Annotated in this window: 16 protein-coding genes; 14 read left to right on the top strand and 2 right to left on the bottom strand. The window is 68.4% G+C overall.

What is annotated here, in order from left to right:
* The first annotated feature begins 26 nt into the window (after window positions 1-26).
* From VMT40_RS03770 to VMT40_RS03750, 5 genes are read left to right on the top strand one after another with little or no spacing between them, the layout of a single operon-like run.
* Complete coding sequence (locus VMT40_RS03770; RefSeq protein ID WP_326356554.1) at window positions 27-1,085, top strand: acyl-CoA dehydrogenase family protein; 1,059 nt, start codon at window positions 27-29, stop codon at window positions 1,083-1,085.
* The gene (locus tag VMT40_RS03765) at window positions 1,070-2,239 is read left to right on the top strand and encodes an acyl-CoA dehydrogenase family protein (RefSeq protein WP_326356553.1); all 1,170 of its coding nucleotides are present in this window, start codon (window positions 1,070-1,072) and stop codon (window positions 2,237-2,239) included. The genes VMT40_RS03770 and VMT40_RS03765 overlap by 16 nt, the downstream gene beginning before the upstream one ends.
* Before the next feature lie 15 nt (window positions 2,240-2,254).
* Complete coding sequence (locus tag VMT40_RS03760; protein WP_326356552.1) at window positions 2,255-3,220, top strand: bifunctional MaoC family dehydratase N-terminal/OB-fold nucleic acid binding domain-containing protein; 966 nt, start codon at window positions 2,255-2,257, stop codon at window positions 3,218-3,220.
* Window positions 3,217-3,630 carry a MaoC family dehydratase gene (locus VMT40_RS03755; protein WP_326356551.1) on the top strand — a complete coding sequence of 138 codons (414 nt, stop codon included), beginning with the start codon at window positions 3,217-3,219 and terminating at the stop codon, window positions 3,628-3,630. Before VMT40_RS03760 ends, VMT40_RS03755 begins: the two co-directional genes overlap by 4 nt.
* Window positions 3,627-4,802: a lipid-transfer protein gene (locus VMT40_RS03750; protein ID WP_326356550.1), complete on the top strand. Its 1,176-nt coding sequence runs from the start codon at window positions 3,627-3,629 to the stop codon at window positions 4,800-4,802. The genes VMT40_RS03755 and VMT40_RS03750 overlap by 4 nt, the downstream gene beginning before the upstream one ends.
* Here VMT40_RS03750 and VMT40_RS03745 read toward each other — a convergent pair.
* On the bottom strand, window positions 4,721-5,758 hold the full coding sequence (locus tag VMT40_RS03745; RefSeq protein ID WP_326356549.1) for an LLM class flavin-dependent oxidoreductase: 1,038 nt from the start codon (window positions 5,756-5,758) through the stop codon (window positions 4,721-4,723). The genes VMT40_RS03750 and VMT40_RS03745 overlap by 82 nt on opposite strands.
* A gap of 124 nt (window positions 5,759-5,882) precedes the next feature.
* Here VMT40_RS03745 and VMT40_RS03740 point away from each other — a divergent pair, with 124 nt between their 5' ends.
* A complete protein-coding gene (locus VMT40_RS03740) occupies window positions 5,883-6,200 on the top strand; it encodes a hypothetical protein (protein ID WP_326356548.1) in 318 nt (105 codons plus the stop codon).
* Here the strand turns inward: VMT40_RS03740 and VMT40_RS03735 are convergent.
* Window positions 6,193-6,780, bottom strand: a complete 588-nt coding sequence (locus tag VMT40_RS03735) for a TetR/AcrR family transcriptional regulator (RefSeq protein WP_326356547.1) — start codon at window positions 6,778-6,780, stop codon at window positions 6,193-6,195. The genes VMT40_RS03740 and VMT40_RS03735 overlap by 8 nt on opposite strands.
* 76 nt (window positions 6,781-6,856) lie before the next feature.
* Between VMT40_RS03735 and zapE the strand changes: the two genes are divergently transcribed.
* From zapE to VMT40_RS03695, 8 genes are all read left to right on the top strand, one after another.
* A complete protein-coding gene (gene zapE, locus VMT40_RS03730; RefSeq protein ID WP_326356546.1) occupies window positions 6,857-7,825 on the top strand; it encodes a cell division protein ZapE in 969 nt (322 codons plus the stop codon).
* A 221-nt stretch (window positions 7,826-8,046) separates the two neighbouring features.
* A complete protein-coding gene (locus VMT40_RS03725) occupies window positions 8,047-9,195 on the top strand; it encodes a glycosyltransferase family 4 protein (protein WP_326357180.1) in 1,149 nt (382 codons plus the stop codon).
* On the top strand, window positions 9,195-10,646 hold the full coding sequence (locus VMT40_RS03720; RefSeq protein WP_326356545.1) for a UDP-glucose dehydrogenase family protein: 1,452 nt from the start codon (window positions 9,195-9,197) through the stop codon (window positions 10,644-10,646). Before VMT40_RS03725 ends, VMT40_RS03720 begins: the two co-directional genes overlap by 1 nt.
* A 443-nt stretch (window positions 10,647-11,089) precedes the next feature.
* Entirely contained in the window at window positions 11,090-12,028 is a 939-nt protein-coding gene (locus VMT40_RS03715) for a DUF4129 domain-containing protein (RefSeq protein WP_326356544.1), read from the top strand.
* A 49-nt stretch (window positions 12,029-12,077) separates the two neighbouring features.
* Window positions 12,078-12,581, top strand: a complete 504-nt coding sequence (locus tag VMT40_RS03710; RefSeq protein WP_326356543.1) for a hypothetical protein — start codon at window positions 12,078-12,080, stop codon at window positions 12,579-12,581.
* 20 nt (window positions 12,582-12,601) lie between these two features.
* Window positions 12,602-13,564: an AAA family ATPase gene (locus VMT40_RS03705; RefSeq protein ID WP_326356542.1), complete on the top strand. Its 963-nt coding sequence runs from the start codon at window positions 12,602-12,604 to the stop codon at window positions 13,562-13,564.
* Window positions 13,565-13,571: 7 nt separating this feature from the next.
* Complete coding sequence (locus VMT40_RS03700; RefSeq protein WP_326356541.1) at window positions 13,572-14,846, top strand: DUF58 domain-containing protein; 1,275 nt, start codon at window positions 13,572-13,574, stop codon at window positions 14,844-14,846.
* Window positions 14,843-15,274 (top strand): hypothetical protein, encoded by a 432-nt coding sequence (locus tag VMT40_RS03695; RefSeq protein WP_326356540.1) that lies wholly within the window; start codon window positions 14,843-14,845, stop codon window positions 15,272-15,274. Before VMT40_RS03700 ends, VMT40_RS03695 begins: the two co-directional genes overlap by 4 nt.
* The last annotated feature ends 19 nt before the right edge of the window (window positions 15,275-15,293 follow it).

The raw sequence follows: 15,293 nt of genomic DNA, 5'->3' as shown, positions 1-15,293 counted from the left end.
CCCACACCTCAACCGGGAGCATGGAATTGGACTTCACCAGGGACGAGAGCCAGGACGCTGTCGCCGAGGTTGTCGTAAGTTTGCTGGAACGTGACAGCGCGCGCGATATCGCGCTGTGGCCGGTCATTTCGGACAGCGGTTTGCTGGCCGTGCCGCTGCCGGAGAAATTCGGCGGCGACGATATGGGCCTGCTCGAGGTCTCGGCCATGCTCACCGAGCTGGCCACCGACGCCGCGCAGGTGCCCGCGCTCGCCACGCTGGGCTTCGGCGTGCTGCCCCTGAAGGCGATCGGTGTGCCGGATGCCTTGGCGGAGAAGCTGTTTCCGGCCGTGGCGCAGGGCGCGGTGTTGACCGCCGCGCTGCACGAGACCGGTTCGCCGTTCACCGTGAAGCCGGAGACCACCGCGGTCTCCGACGGCACCACCGTCCGGATCAGCGGCCACAAGGTGGCGGTGCCCTACGCCGAGACCGCGCGCTGGATTCTGGTGCCCACCGACAATGGCATCGCCGTGGTGGACGGTGACGCCGCGGGCATCACCCGCACCGCGAACCCGACTTCCGATGGCGTGCCGGAGTTTTCGCTCCGCTTCGACCAGGTGGAGATCCCGGCCGAGCAACTGCTCCCCGATGGCCTGACCGAGCTGCACCGCTACGCGCTGGCCAGCCTCGGCGCGGTGGCCGACGGCCTGCTCAAGGGCGTGGTCGCGCTGACCGCCGAGCATGTGCGGACCCGCCAGCAGTTCGGCCGCCCGCTGGCCGAATTCCAGGCCGTCGCACAGCAGATCGCCGATGTCTACGTGGTGTCGCGGACCCTGCACGTGGCCGCCTGCTCGGCCGCCTGGGCATTGGCCCAGGCGGAGCCCGACATCGAGCGGATCGACGACGACCTGGACGTGCTGGCGTACTCGGTGGCCTCGGAGTTGCCCGCGGCCATGCAGAAGTGTCACCACCTGCACGGCGGCCTGGGCGTCGACATCACCCATCCGCTGCACCGCTACTACTCACAGGCCAAGGACATCGCGCGCTGGCTCGGCGGCGAATCGTTCCGGCTGGACCGTTTGGGAGCCAGATGTTCATCGAACTGACCGCGGAACAGCGGCAGCTGCGCGACGAATTGCGTTCGTATTTCACCGGTCTCGTGACTCCCGAGGAGGAGGCCGAGATGCTGGTGAACCGCCACGGCGACGCCTACCGGGCGGTGGTCAAGCGCATGGGCCGCGACGGCAAGCTCGGTGTCGGCTGGCCCAAGGAGTACGGCGGGCAGGGCTTCGGGCCGCTGGAACAGCAGATCTTCTACAATGAAGCGGTCCGGGCCGATGTGCCCGTGCCCCTGGTGACGCTGCTGACCGTCGGCCCGGCGCTGCAGTCCTACGGCACCGAGGAGCAGAAGCGGAAGTTCCTGCCCGGAATCCTCACCGGTGACGTGCATTTCGCCATCGGCTACTCCGAACCCGACGCGGGCACCGATCTGGCGGCGCTGCGCACCTCCGCGGTGCGCGATGCCAATGGCGACTGGATCGTCAACGGCCAGAAGATCTTCACCACCGGCGCGCACGAGGCCGACTACATCTGGCTGGCGGTGCGGACCGGTCCGGTCGAGGCGCGACACCGGGCCATCACCATCCTCATCGTGGACACCAAGGATCCGGGCTACTCGTGGACCCCGATCATCACCGCCGACGGCGCGCACCACACCAACGCCACCTACTTCGACAATGTCCGCGTCCCCGCGAACATGATGGTCGGCGAGGAGAACGGCGGCTGGAAGCTGATCACCACCCAGCTCAATCACGAGCGGGTGAGCCTGGGACCGTCGGGCAAGATCGAGCAGCTGTACGAGGCGGTGCGCGAATGGGCGCAGAAGCAGGGTGTGCTCGGTGAGGCCGATGTGCGGCGCACGCTGGGCCGCCTGCACGCCATGACCCGGCTGAACGAACTGCTGAACTGGCAGGTCGCCTCCAATATGGAACGTGCCGACGCCGATCCGCGCGATGTCATCGCCGACGCCTCGGCGACCAAGGTGTTCTCCACCGAGGCGCTGCAGGAGGCGGGCCGCCTGGCCGAGGAGATCGTGGGTCGTTTCGGCGATTCCGCCGACCCGGCCACCGCCGAACTGTTGGTGTGGCTGGACAAGCGCACCAAACAGAACCTGGTGGTGACCTTCGGCGGCGGTGTCAACGAGGTCATGCGTGAACTGATCGCCCAAATGGGCCTGCGGCTCCCGCGTGTGCCGCGATAGTAGGAGATACCGAGCGTGACAAAGAGTTTCACGGCCGACGAGATCCGCGCGGGCCTGGAGAAGATCAAGGCCGACGGTGAGTCCGCGCCGCGCGCGGGGCGGGATCCGATCAATCAGCCCATGATCAACAACTGGGTCGAGGCCCTGGGCGACACCAATCCGATCTACGTGGACGAGGCCGCCGCCAAGGCCGCCGGGCATCCCGGCATCGTGGCCCCGCCCGCCATGGCGCAGGTGTGGACCATGTTGGGGCTGGGCGGAATTCGCGCCGACGACGACCCGATGACGCGGACCAACGAGCTGTTCGACGCGGCCGGGTTCACCTCGGTGGTCGCCACCAACTGCGAGCAGGTCTACCACCGGTACCTCGAGCTCGGCGAGCAGGTGACGGTGCGCACCAGCATCGGCGACATCGTGGGGCCCAAGAAGACCGGGCTCGGCGACGGCTGGTTCACCACCTACCTCACCAACTGGTACGTCGGTGACGAGCTGGTCACCGAGATGAAGTTCCGCATGCTGAAGTTCGTGCCGGGCACCGGAAAGGCGGCCGCTCCCAAGGAATCCGGCGAAGTGTCCGCCGAGGATCTGGCCAAGCGGGTGCGCCCGACGGTCTCCAAGGACACCGAATTCTTCTGGGACGGAGTGAAACTCGGCGAGCTGCGCATTCAGCGGCGGCCCGACGGCTCGCTCCAGCACCCGCCGGTTCCGGCGATCTGGAAGCACCACAGCGAGCAGACCGATTACGTCGTGGCCTCCGGTAAGGGCACCGTTTTCAGCTTCGTCGTGCATCACGCGCCGCGGGTGCCGGGACGGCAGCTGCCGTACGTGATCGCCCTGGTCGAGCTGGAGGAAGGCGTCCGCATGCTCGGCGAGCTGACCGGCATCGACCCGGCCGAGGTCGAGATCGGCCTGCCCGTCGAGGTCGGCTTCCTGAAGCTCGACGACGAGAACACCGTGCCCTACTGGAAGGCCGTGAAATGACGACCGTCGAACTCTCGACCGTCGAGGTCGGAACCACGTTGCCGGAGTTGGTGATTCACGCCGACGCCACCTTCATCATCTCGACGGCCCTGGCCACCCGGGACTTCCAGGACGTGCACCACGACCGCGACAAGGCGGTCGAACGCGGATCCAAGGACATCTTCGTCAATATCCTCACCGACACCGGTCTGGTGCAGCGGTTTGTGACGGACTGGGCGGGGCCGAGCGCCCGGGTCAAGTCCATCGCACTGCGCCTGGGCGTGCCGCTGTACGCGGGTGACACCCTCACCCTGTCCGGCACCGTCTCCGCCGTGGACGGTGCGGAGGTGACCATCGATGTGGTCGGCAAGGATTCGCTGGGCGACCACATCACGGCCAAAGCCGTTATCTCCCTGGAGGAGTCGAAGTGAGCGAGCTGAGCCGTAAAGCGGCGATCGTCGGCATCGGCGCGACCGACTTCTCCAAGGACTCCGGCCGCAGCGAGCTGCGGCTGGCCGCGGAGGCCGTCACCGCCGCCCTCGCCGACGCGGGCCTCACGCCCGCCGACGTGGACGGTCTGACGACCTTCACCATGGACACCAATACCCAGGCCGCCGTGGCGCGCGCCACCGGTATCCCGTCGCTGAAGTTCTTCAGCAATATCCCCTTCGGCGGTGGCGCGGCCGCCGCGACCGTGCAGCACGCCGCCATGGCGGTGGCGACCGGTATCGCCGATGTCGTGGTGGCCTACCGCGCCTTCAACGAGCGTTCGGGAAACCGCTTCGGGCAGTTCGCGACTCACCTCGCGACCGGCAACCCGAGCTCCTCCGGCGTGGACAACGCGTTCTCCTATACGCACGGCCTGGGTACCCCGGCCGCGCAAGTGGCCATGGTGGCGCGCCGGTACATGCACGTATACGGCGCGCGCAGTGAGGATTTCGGTCGGGTGGCCGTCGCCGACCGCAAGCACGCGGCCGTGAATCCGGCGGCGCACTTCTACGGCAAGCCGATCACCCTCGAGGAGCACCAGGCGTCGCGCTGGATCGCGGAACCGCTGCACCTGCTGGACTGCTGCCAGGAGACCGACGGCGGCGTGGCCATTGTCGTCACCAGTGCCGAGCGGGCCAAGGATCTGCCCAACAAGCCCGCGCTGATCGCCGGTGCCGCCCAGGGTTCCGGGGCCGACCAGTACGTCATGACCAGCTACTACCGCGACGGCATGACCGGCCTACCGGAAATGGGCCTGGTCGGTGACCAGCTGTGGGCGCAGTCCGGGCTGCGGCCGGAGGACATGCAGGCCGGAATCCTCTACGACCACTTCACCCCGTTCGTGCTCATGCAGCTCGAGGAGCTCGGCTTCTGCGGGCGCGGCGAGGCCAAGGACTTCATCGCCGACGGAGCGATCGAGATCGGCGGTCGGCTCCCGCTCAACACCCACGGCGGCCAGCTCGGCGAGGCCTACATTCACGGCATGAACGGCATCGCCGAGGGCGTGCGCCAGATTCGCGGTACCTCGGTGAATCAGGTGGACGGGTTGGAGCGCATCGTGGTCACCGCCGGAACCGGTGTCCCGACCTCGGGTCTGGTGCTCACCGCCGACTGACCGGTGTCGAGGACCTCCGAGGCCAGGCGAACCAGCTGAGTCTCGAGTCGATCGGGTGGAAACAGCCACAGGCCCAGGGAATTCGCACCGGCGTCGAGGAGTCCCCCGAGCCGGGCGCGGACCTGGTCCGGGGTTCCGGCCACCGCGAATTCGTCGATCCAGGCGTCCGGCACCGTGAGCTGTTCGGAGGGTGCGAGTTCGGCCACGGCGGTGCGGATTTCCTTGGCGTACGGTGATTTTCCGACCAGGGCCGATGCCGATTCGGCCTGCAGGAACATGGCGACGGCATCGCGTACCGCGTCCCGTGCGATCCGCTCGTCCTCGTCGATGGCGGTGAGCACGAAGGCCGTGACCTTGGCGTGCCGGGGCAGCAGCGCACGCACCCACCGCAGGTAGGCCGTACCGGCGAGCACGGAAAGCAGGACGCCGTCGGCCTTTTCGCCCGCCAGGCGCAGGCCGCGCTCATTGACCGCGCCGATCCACAGTTCCGGTGGCGTATCCGGCGGGAAGCTCAGCCGGATATCGGACAGCGTCTGCGTGTCGGTCTTGCGGTCGACGGTCGCGCCGGAGAGCAGTTCGCGCAGGATGTCGGTGGTCTCGTCGAGGGCGGTCAGCGGTCGCCGCGGCAGCAATCCCATCTGTTCGAGCCAGCCGCGATTGCCCAGGCCGATGCCCGCGCGCACGCGGCCCGGATAGGTGCGCGCCAGGCCCGCGAATTCCATGGCCAGGACCGCCGGATGCCTGGTCGCGATGCTGGCCAGGCCGAGTCCGGCAGGGATCTCGCGGGTCGCGGCCAGGAGTTGGGTGAGGCCGGAGAGGCCACCGGTGAAGAAGCAGTCCTCGGAGAACCAGAGCTCGCCGAGGCCGAGACGTTCGGCCAAAGCCGCGCCCGCGCGCAACTGTTCGGGTGGGGTCAGGCTGCCGAAGACAATGCCGATCTTGTCGGAAGGGATCATGTCTCGAGATAACCGGGCATTGTGTCCACTTATTCCGGAACCCGTGCGGCCGAGCAAGATTCAGCGGCTGTCGCGGGCACCGGCGTAGATTGGGCGCACTGCCTTTGTGGGGAAAGGGGTCGCGATGACCTTGCGAGATCGGCTGAACGAACTACCGGCGATGGGGAGCACGCTGGTCTACGGGGAGCCACATCAGACGTCCGAGGGGACCACGATCATTACCGTCGCGGCGGTGAATCCCTGGCGGGGTTCGCGCCCGGTCGGGGTTTTCGTCGTGCACGGCGGGGAGGTCAAGTGGGAAGCGGCGGTGGATGCCTCGAGGATCGCCTTGGTCGGCGTGCTCACCGGACTGATCGCGGCGACGCTCGGCACGATCGCCGTGATCAAGCAGCCGCCGTGGCCGAATATGCGCTTCTGGGATATTCGCATCCGCTCTAAGTGATGCTTCGCAGCTGGGCGGCCAGTACGGTCGCCAGTTGATCCACGCTCTTCGCGGTGCCCGGCTTGATTCGCTTCCGGGCACCAGCGAAGCGGTCGAAGACCAAACCCTCGATGACCGCGATGAAATCGGCGGCGGCGGTCGCCGGGTCGGGCGCGCCGAGGGTTTCGAACAGTCCCGTGGCGTGCCGGTGTGAGAACAGGCAGCCCACGAGCTTCGCGTGCAGCTCCGTGTCGCCGAGCAATTCGATGATGAGCGCGTGCCGGGCGATCAGGTCGTTGCGGCGGTGCGCCAGTAGGCGATCCAGCCAGCCCGCGATGCCGCGCGCCAGCCGGTCCGGGTCCCGCTCGTTCATTTCCGGCGGCCGCGCCTCGAAGTCGGTGCGGGAGCGGGTCGCGATGCGATCCACCATGCCCTCGATCAGGGCGCGCCTGGTGCGGAAGTAGTACGACGTCGATCCGGCGGGCAGCTCCAGCGCGGTGTCCAGGGCGCGGTGGGTGAGCGACCGAAGTCCCTGGGCGGCAATGAGATCGATGGCGCTGTCCACGATGAGGCCGCGCCGGTCGGATGTGGAAGTGGTCACCTTTGCTCCTCTGCGACGGCCCGATCCTCTACAACTATAGAGGACGCTCTACGGAAGTAGAGGAAGGAGGAGGGTCATGGAAACTCCCGAGATCGTGCTCGACGCGGATCAGCGGGTCGCCGCCGACCGACTGGCGGCCATTGCCGAGCGGGTCGGCAAGCGGTCGCGAATCTCGATCGGGCGCAAGGGCCCGCGCGGGCTGTACCTGTACGGCGGCCCGGGCCGTGGCAAGACCATGCTCATGAACCGCTTCTTCGACGCGGTGCCCTCGGACCGCAAGCGCCGCTACCATTTCCACGCCTTCTTCGCGCGCCTGAATGCGGGCATTCACGAGTACGGCACCATCGACGCCTCGGTGGACGCCCTGCTGACCGGTGTGGATCTGCTCTGCTTCGACGAATTCCACGTGCACGACTCGGGTGACGCGCGGCTCGTCTCCCGGCTGCTGGAGACCCTCTTCGCCCGGCGCATCACGCTGGTGGTGACCTCGAACTACCCGCCGCAGGGTCTGTTGCCGAACCCCTATATGCACCACATGTTCGTGCCGACCATCGACCGAATCCTCGAACACCTCGAGGTGGTGTCGGTGAACGGGCCGACCGACTACCGCTCGCTGGGCGGACGGCACACCGGATTCGCGGCCGGGCACTACGTGGTCGGCTCGTGCGGGGTGAGCGGTGCCGTGGAGATCCCCGTGGCGCATCGGCAGCTGCGCGCGCGAGCCCTCGAGAACGGGGAACTGACCGTCGATTTCACCGAATTGTGCGGCACCCCGGTCTCGGCGGCCGACTTTCTGGCTCTCACCGCGGAGATCCGCCGCTGGGTGGTGTGCGGCGTGCCGCCCATGGGCACGGTCCCGCCGGACTGGGTCATGCGTTTCGTGAATCTGGTCGACGTGCTCTATGACGCCGATCTGGAACTGTCGGTCTACGCCGAGGTTCCGCTGGCCCAGTTGGGCGGCGAGATCCGGCGGGTTCCCGATCTCTACCGCACCCTCAGCAGGCTCGGTGAGCTGTCGAAACCCGCCAAACTCGAGGCGCGATAGCCGTTCGGCGAAAACCCGGTGAACTGGCCGACTTGATCGACAGGCACGGTTCAACTGCCGTCAATACGCAGGGGGTCTTGCGTTGCGGGCCGCTTCCTACCGTGGCGTCAGGAGCTGCACCGAACCGGAGGGGACCGATGCGAATCCGCGAGCAGGCAAAGGATTCCGCGCCGCGGAACCCGAGGATACCCAGTAGCCCCCACAACCGGAACAGTGCCCGTCTGCGGGTGCTGGTCGTCGCCGAGTCCTTCCTTCCCCAGGTCAACGGCGTCACCAACTCCGTACGACGGGTACTCGATCACCTGGCCGCCAAGGGCCACGAGGCCACCCTGGTCGCGCCCACCGGGCCCGAGAAGTACGCGGGCTTTCGCGTGCACGTGGTCCGCGGCGCGCGGCTGCCGTTCTACCGGGATTTCCGGATCGGCCTCGAGACGCGGCGGCGGCTGCGCAAGATCATGCGCGAATTCCAGCCCGATGTCGTGCACATCGCCTCCCCGGCCACCCTCGGCTATCAGGCGGCCAAGGTCGCGAACGAGCTCGGCGTGCCGACCGTGGCCATCTATCAGACCGATCTGGTGGGTTTCGCCCTGCGCTACGACCTACCCGGTGGCGTCCGCGCCATGACCGCGCTGACCCGGCGCATTCACCTGCGCGTGGATCGCACCCTCGCACCCTCCACCGCCAGCCTGCGCCAGCTCGAGCTGATGGGCGTCCCCGGGCTCGGACGCTGGCCGCGCGGGGTGGACCTGCAGCAGTTCGGGCCGTTCCGGCGCTCGGAAGAACTCCGAAAGCGCCTGGCCCCCAATGGGGAAGCGCTGATCGGTTACATCGGGCGACTCGCTCCGGAGAAGGAGCTCGAGTTGCTCGCGCACCTGCGCGTGCTCGAGGGCGTGAAGCTGGTCATCGTGGGCGGTGGGCCCGAGGAGAAGCGCCTGCGAAAGCTGTTGCCGGAGGCGGAATTCCTCGGTGTCCTGCACGGTGAGGAACTCGCGGCGGCCTACGCCTCGCTGGATGTCTTCGTGCACACCGGCCGTCACGAAACCTATTGCCAGGCCGCGCAGGAGGCGCTGGCCTCCGGGGTGCCCGTGGTCGCGCCCAAGGCGGGCGGCCCCATCGACGTGATCACCCCCGGGGCCGGATTCCTCTACCCGCCCGGCGATGCCGAGGCCATGACCGACCTGGTGCGCCGCCTGCTCGCGGATCCGGCGCTGCACGAGCAGACCGCGGCCGCCGCGGTGCGCAGCGTGCGCGACCGATCCTGGGCGGCGGTCAACGACCTGCTCATTCGTCACTACCGCGAGGTGATCGCGGAACGCCTGCAACCGGATTCGCGCCCTGGCGAGATCCCGGCCACCAAGGAGGCATCCTGATGCTCCGTATCTCCGTCATCGGCACCGGATATCTGGGTGCCACCCATGCCGCGGGCATGGCCGAACTCGGCTTCGAGGTGCTCGGCGTGGACAACAACCCGGCCAAGGCCGCGGCGCTGTCCATGGGCACCGTGCCCTTCCACGAGCCCGGACTGCCGGAACTGCTGGCCGGGCATGTCGCGGGCGGACGGCTGCGGTTCGGGACCTCGCTGGTCGAGGCGGCCGAGTTCGCGGATGTGCATTTCCTGTGTGTCGGAACGCCGCCCGGGGTGAACGGGGCGGCGGACCTTTCGCAGCTGTACTCGGCGCTGGACGGGCTGGTGCCGCATCTGACGCGCAACTGTCTGATCGTCGGCAAGTCCACGGTGCCGGTCGGCACCGCCGAGGCGCTCACCGCGCGCATCGCCGAGCTCGCGCCGGAAGGGATTTCGGTCGATCTGGCGTGGAATCCGGAATTCCTACGGGAAGGCCACGCGGTGTACGACACGTTGCACCCGAATCGGCTGGTGTTCGGGGTGACCACGCCGGACGCGGAATGGGCGCTGCGGCAGGTGTACGCGACGCCGATCGCGGCGGGCTCGCCGGTGGTGATCACCAATATGCCGACCGCCGAGCTGATCAAGGTGTCGGCGAATGCCTTTCTGGCGACCAAGATTTCGTTCATCAACGCGATGGCCGAACTGTGTGATCTCACCGGTGCGGATGTGACGCTGCTGGCCGATGCGCTCGGGCACGACGATCGGATCGGGCGCAAGTTCCTCGGGGCCGGACTGGGTTACGGGGGCGGGTGTCTGCCGAAGGATGTGCGGGCCTTGATCGCCCGGGCCACCGAACTCGGGGCCGGGGAGTCGGTGGAGTTCCTGCGGGACATCGACGCGATCAATGTGCGGCGGCGGGAGCGGGTGGTGGCGGAGACGCTGGCGCTGCTCGGGGGTGGGCGGCGGCCGTCGGGGCGGGTCGGCATCCTGGGCGCGGCCTTCAAACCGCTGTCCGATGACGTCCGGGACTCACCGGCCTTGGATGTGGCGCGGCGGCTGCATGCCGCCGGGGTGGATGTCACCGTATTCGACCCTGCCGCAACGATTCCGGCGCGGAATGTGGCACCGGAACTGGTGTTCGCGGCCACGGCGGCCGCGGCGCTGCACGAGGCGGATGTGGTGCTGCATCTGACCGAGTGGCGCGAATTCCGGGAATTGGACCCGGTTTTCCTGCGGACGGTGGCTCGCGGACGGGTCATCATCGACGCGCGGAACACCCTCGACCCGGAGCCGTGGCTGGCGGCCGGGTGGGATTTCCGGGCGATGGGTCGGCTGGTGGAGCCGCGGACTGCGGCGGGGCGGATGGGCGCTCCGGCCGTGACCCAACATCCCGCACCGGCTGTGGTGGCGCGGGAACTGGCCACGCCGTCGCCGCTGACCCGACTGCGGGCCCGGGTGCGGCGTACGGCTTGATCCCTCTGGTGGGGTAGGGACGCGTCCCCGGTATTTGCTCTCGTATCGCTCGTGGATTCGGCGTGCCTAGAGAAAGAGACGGGCTTACGCCCGGCTGGGGGTGCTCCGGCCCGAAATGTATGTGCCGTAACAAGATCAGGGAGCTGTCAGCGCGGGAATTGGGCGTATCCGCCACGCTCAGCGCTCCTTGATCTTGTTTGGGCGGGGTGGTGGGGCGGCGGCATCGTGCGGGGATGGTGATAAGTGGGGTTGCGTGGTGATCTCGGGGATGGGATGAATTGGGCGGGGTGACCTGGGTTTTCGGGGGTGGTGGGGGCCGGGGTGCTGGTGGGGGATTTATGTGGGTCGGGTATGTGAGGCGGGGTTCTCGATTTTGGTCCTGACGGACCACTCGGCATGTAACCATTGCCCTGTTTTCGGCTGGACTCTGGTTAGGAGTGTTCGTGACTGGGGTGGGGACGGTGGCAGCGCGCGCGATCGCATTGATCGGGCTCGTGATGCTGGCTGTCGTCGCACTGCGCGGATACCTGCCGGGGACCGGCGGACCCTCCGCGCCCCATCCCTCCTCGGCCGTCTCGCTGGCCCTGATGCCCGTGCTGTTGCTGGTGTCGATGGTGATCCTGGTGGCGGGGGTGATCAACAGCCAGCACCGGCTGCCGCTGGCCATGCCCGAACCCGACCGCGAGAATGCCCTGCGCGGACTGGGATTGCGGCGGATCGGGCTGCTGGTGCTGGCCGGTATCGCGGGTCTGGCACTGATCGTGACCGCGGTGGTGTCGGTGTACCTGGTGACGCCCGCGCGCCAGAGCGAGGTGGGCGAGCGGCCGACCGTCGCGCCCAGCGGGACCGCGCCGCCACCGGAAACCGTTGCGCCACCCTCGGATACGGTGTCCTCCCCGCCCCTGTCGGGCACCGCGCTGCTGCTGGTCGGCATCGCGGCGGGCGTGCTGGTGCTGATCGCCATGGTCGGGCTGGTCGTGGTGGCGGTGAGTTCGAATCGGGCGCCGTCGCTGCAGCGCACCCCGCTGCCGCAGCCCACGCCCGCCGAGGCGGTGTCGCTGGCCAAGGTGGCGGAAATGGGTCTGGCGGCCATGATCGCGCCGGGGCAGGATCCGCGCACGGCCATCATCGCCTGCTACGTCGCCATGGAGCGCGGTTTGGCGACGGCACGGGAGGTCGCGCCGCTGGCCTCGGACACACCCTCGGAAGTCTTGGCGCGCGCCTTCGATCGCGGCTTTCTGCACGATGCCTCGGCGCGGGAACTGGTGGCGCTGTTCGAGGAGGCGCGGTTCAGTCCGCATTCCATGCTGGAGTGGCAGCGGATGCGGGCCGAGCAGCTGCTGCGTATCGTATTGGCTGATCTGCAGGGGCAGGCAGCATGAATAGTCCTGTCGCAGAGCGGATCCCGTGGCACCGGATGGGGGGTCGGCCATGAATCGGATCGCCATCGTGGTGGGCGCGCTGGCCTTGGCCGCGCTGTTCGAGATGGTCTCCTTCGGCAATCAGCGCGAGGCCCTGCTGGCCGTCACCGGGATTCCCGTGGCGGGGGCGCTCGGGTTGCTGGTGTGGTCGCTGGTGGAGCGGTCGCGACGACTGGCCCCGCCCGATCCGGACGACAACGATATCGACAATGGCCCGGCCGAGATGCTGCGCCGCTGGCAGGCGCGCGCCCAGATGCTGGCCGATCGGTCCGAGGGCACGCGCGCCGACTGGGATCGGCACCTGCGGCCCCTGCTGGCCAAGGAATTCGAGCTGACCAGCGGACACCGCATGGCCAAGAACCGGCGTGCGCTCGAGGCGGCCGGACAGCTGCAGTTCGGGCCCGAGCTGTGGCGCTGGGTGGACCCGGCCAATTCGGCGCTGCGCGATCAGGCCAATCGGGCGCCCGGGCGCGCGGCGCTCGACGAGATCCTGCGCCGGTTACAGAACATGTGAGATGAGATGCGAGACCTGCGATGACATCACCGATGGACGTGACCATCAAGCGCACCGACGCCGTGCTGCGCGAAGTAGCCCGGGTGGTGGTCGGCAAGCGGGATGAGCTGCAGCTGATCATGATCGCGGTGCTGTCCGGCGGCCACATCCTGATCGAGGACCTGCCCGGACTGGGCAAGACGCTCATCGCGCGGTCGTTCGCGTCGGCGCTCGGACTGAACTTCACGCGCGTGCAGTTCACCCCGGACCTGTTGCCCGCCGACCTCATCGGCTCCACCATCTACGACATGCATTCGGGCCGTTTCAGTTTCCGGCGCGGCCCGGTGTTCACCAATATGCTGCTGGCCGACGAGGTCAACCGCACCCCACCCAAGACCCAGGCCGCCCTGCTGGAGGCCATGGCCGAGGGGCAGGTCTCGATCGACGGCGAAACCTTCCCGCTGCCAGACCCTTTCATCGTCTTCGCCACCGACAATCCGATCGAGTACGAGGGCACCTACCCGCTGCCCGAGGCCCAGCTCGACCGCTTCGCCATGCAGCTGCGGCTGGGCTACCTGTCGGAGAACGACGAGATGAACATGATCCGCCGCCGCCTGGAACGCGGATCCCAACCGGCCCAGATCACCCAGGTCGTCGATGCCGACGGACTGTTGGAGATGCGGCAGTCGGTCGAATACGTGACCGTGCACCCCGATGTGGTCGGCTACGTCGTCTCCCTCGCCGCCGCCACCCGAGGCCACCCTCAGGTGGAGGTCGGCGCGAGTCCGCGCGCCGAGCTCGATCTGGTCCAAATGGCCCGTGCCCGTGCGCTTCTCAACGGTCGCGACTACGTCGTCCCCGAGGACGTGAAGGCCCTGGCCATCCCGGCCATGGCCCACCGCATCACGCTGCGCCCGGAAATGTGGGTGCGCCGCATTCGCGGTGAGGACGTCATCGCCGAGCTGCTGCGCCGCCTGCCGGTGCCGCGCGCCACCCCGGCCTGAGGTTCGTATGAAGCATCGCGATACCAGCTCCACCGTCGAGGCCGAATTGCGTTGGCAGCCAGCGCCATTGGTGTTCATGCTGGCCGCGGTGTCCGCACCGGCGCTGGTATTGGCGATCGTGTTGGGGAAGTGGCAGTTGGTGGTGTTCGCCGCGCCCATGCTCGGGGTGCTGGCGACCGCGCCATTGCAGCAGTCGCGCACCAGGATTCAGGTGGACGGGGCGGGGGTGCTGCGCTGCTTCGAGACCGAGGAGGTGGTGCTGACCGCGGCCGCGTTCGTGGAGACCGGGCACGCGCTGCTGCGGCTGCATCCCGAACCCATGCGGAGCATGGAGGTGCACGTCGAGGAGGCGGTGGACTCCGGGCCCGCACCGGCCGGATTGCGATTGGCGCTGTCGGCACCCCGGTGGGGGCGGTATCCGGTGCCGATGCGCGTGTCGGCGCTGAGTCCCGCGGGGCTGGCGGTCGCCTCGGTGCGGCTGCCCGCCGGTGAGGTGTACGTCTATCCGATCACTGATCCGCAGCGAATGCGGTTGCCGCGCACCGAACTTCCCGAGCGCATGGGTACCCATCTGACCCGCAGGCACGGGCCGGGTGTCGAATACGCCGACATTCGCGCCTATACCCCCGGCGATCAACTGCGCACGGTGAACTGGCCGGTGAGTGCGCGGCGCGGACAGCTCTTCGTGACCGAGCGATTCACCAACCGGGCCGCGGATGTGGTTGTGCTGGTGGACACTTCGCTGCAGGCGCCGGGGCCCGCCTCCGATTCGCTCGAGTTGTCGGTGCGCGGCGCGGCGCAGGTCGCGCAGTCGGCGCTGCAGGCCGGTGATCGCACCGCCGTGGTCTGCCTCGGCCGCAATCCGCGCTGGCTGCGCCCGGATATCGGCCGCCGCCAGTTCTACCGGATCGTGGACACGGTCCTCGACGTGGGCGACGAGCACATCCTCACCCAGGGCACGCTGGCACCGCACGCCGCGGTCCCCATCGGCGCGGTGGTCATCGCGTTCTCCACGCTGCTCGACACCCAGTTCGCCCTCGCCCTCATCGATCTGCGCAAACGCGGGCACGTCGTGGTGGTGGTCGACGTCCTGCGCGGGCCGCCCTTCCACGGTGACCTCGATTCGACGCTGGCGCGCATGTGGCAGCTCGAGCGGACCTCCATGTACCGCGATATGGGCACCGTCGGCGTCGATATCGTGTCCTGGCCCGAGGGCACCCGGCTCGATCAGGTCATGAAGCTGCTGCCGGAGCACCGCCGCACGGTTCGGGTACGCCGATGACCAAATTCCTGGCTGTTTTGTCCGGATTGCTGCTCGCGGCCGCGGTGGCGATCGTCCTGCCCTGGGCGGCGATTCCGGTGGTCGCGCTGGCCGTGGCCGGGTGGCGCTGGCGGGTGGCCGCGGTGCTGGCCGTACTCGCGGCCATGGGTGCGGTGGCCTGGGTCGGCACCGGGGCGCTGGTCGCCGGGGGAATCGGGTTGGTGGCAACCACGTACCTGCTGAATACGGCCACGGTGTCGGCGCCCGTGGGCGTGGTGCCCACCACGGTGCCGTCGGTGGCGGGCGCGGTGGTGTTCACCGTCGCCGCCGGGGCGGCCACCGTACTGCCCACCGGTTTGACGTGGGTGCCGATCCTCGCGCCGTTCACCGTGATCCTGTTGTACGCCTTGCTGGTTCGCGGCCTGACCGACGAGCGGGCGAGCGGCTGACACGGTGGTGGCAAGCCCG

This window comes from Nocardia sp. CDC160 (assembly GCF_035818795.1).
Classification (GTDB): Bacteria; Actinomycetota; Actinomycetes; order Mycobacteriales; family Mycobacteriaceae; genus Nocardia.
Note: the sequence above shows the minus strand (reverse complement) of the source record. Positions and strands in the feature narration are given on the sequence as shown.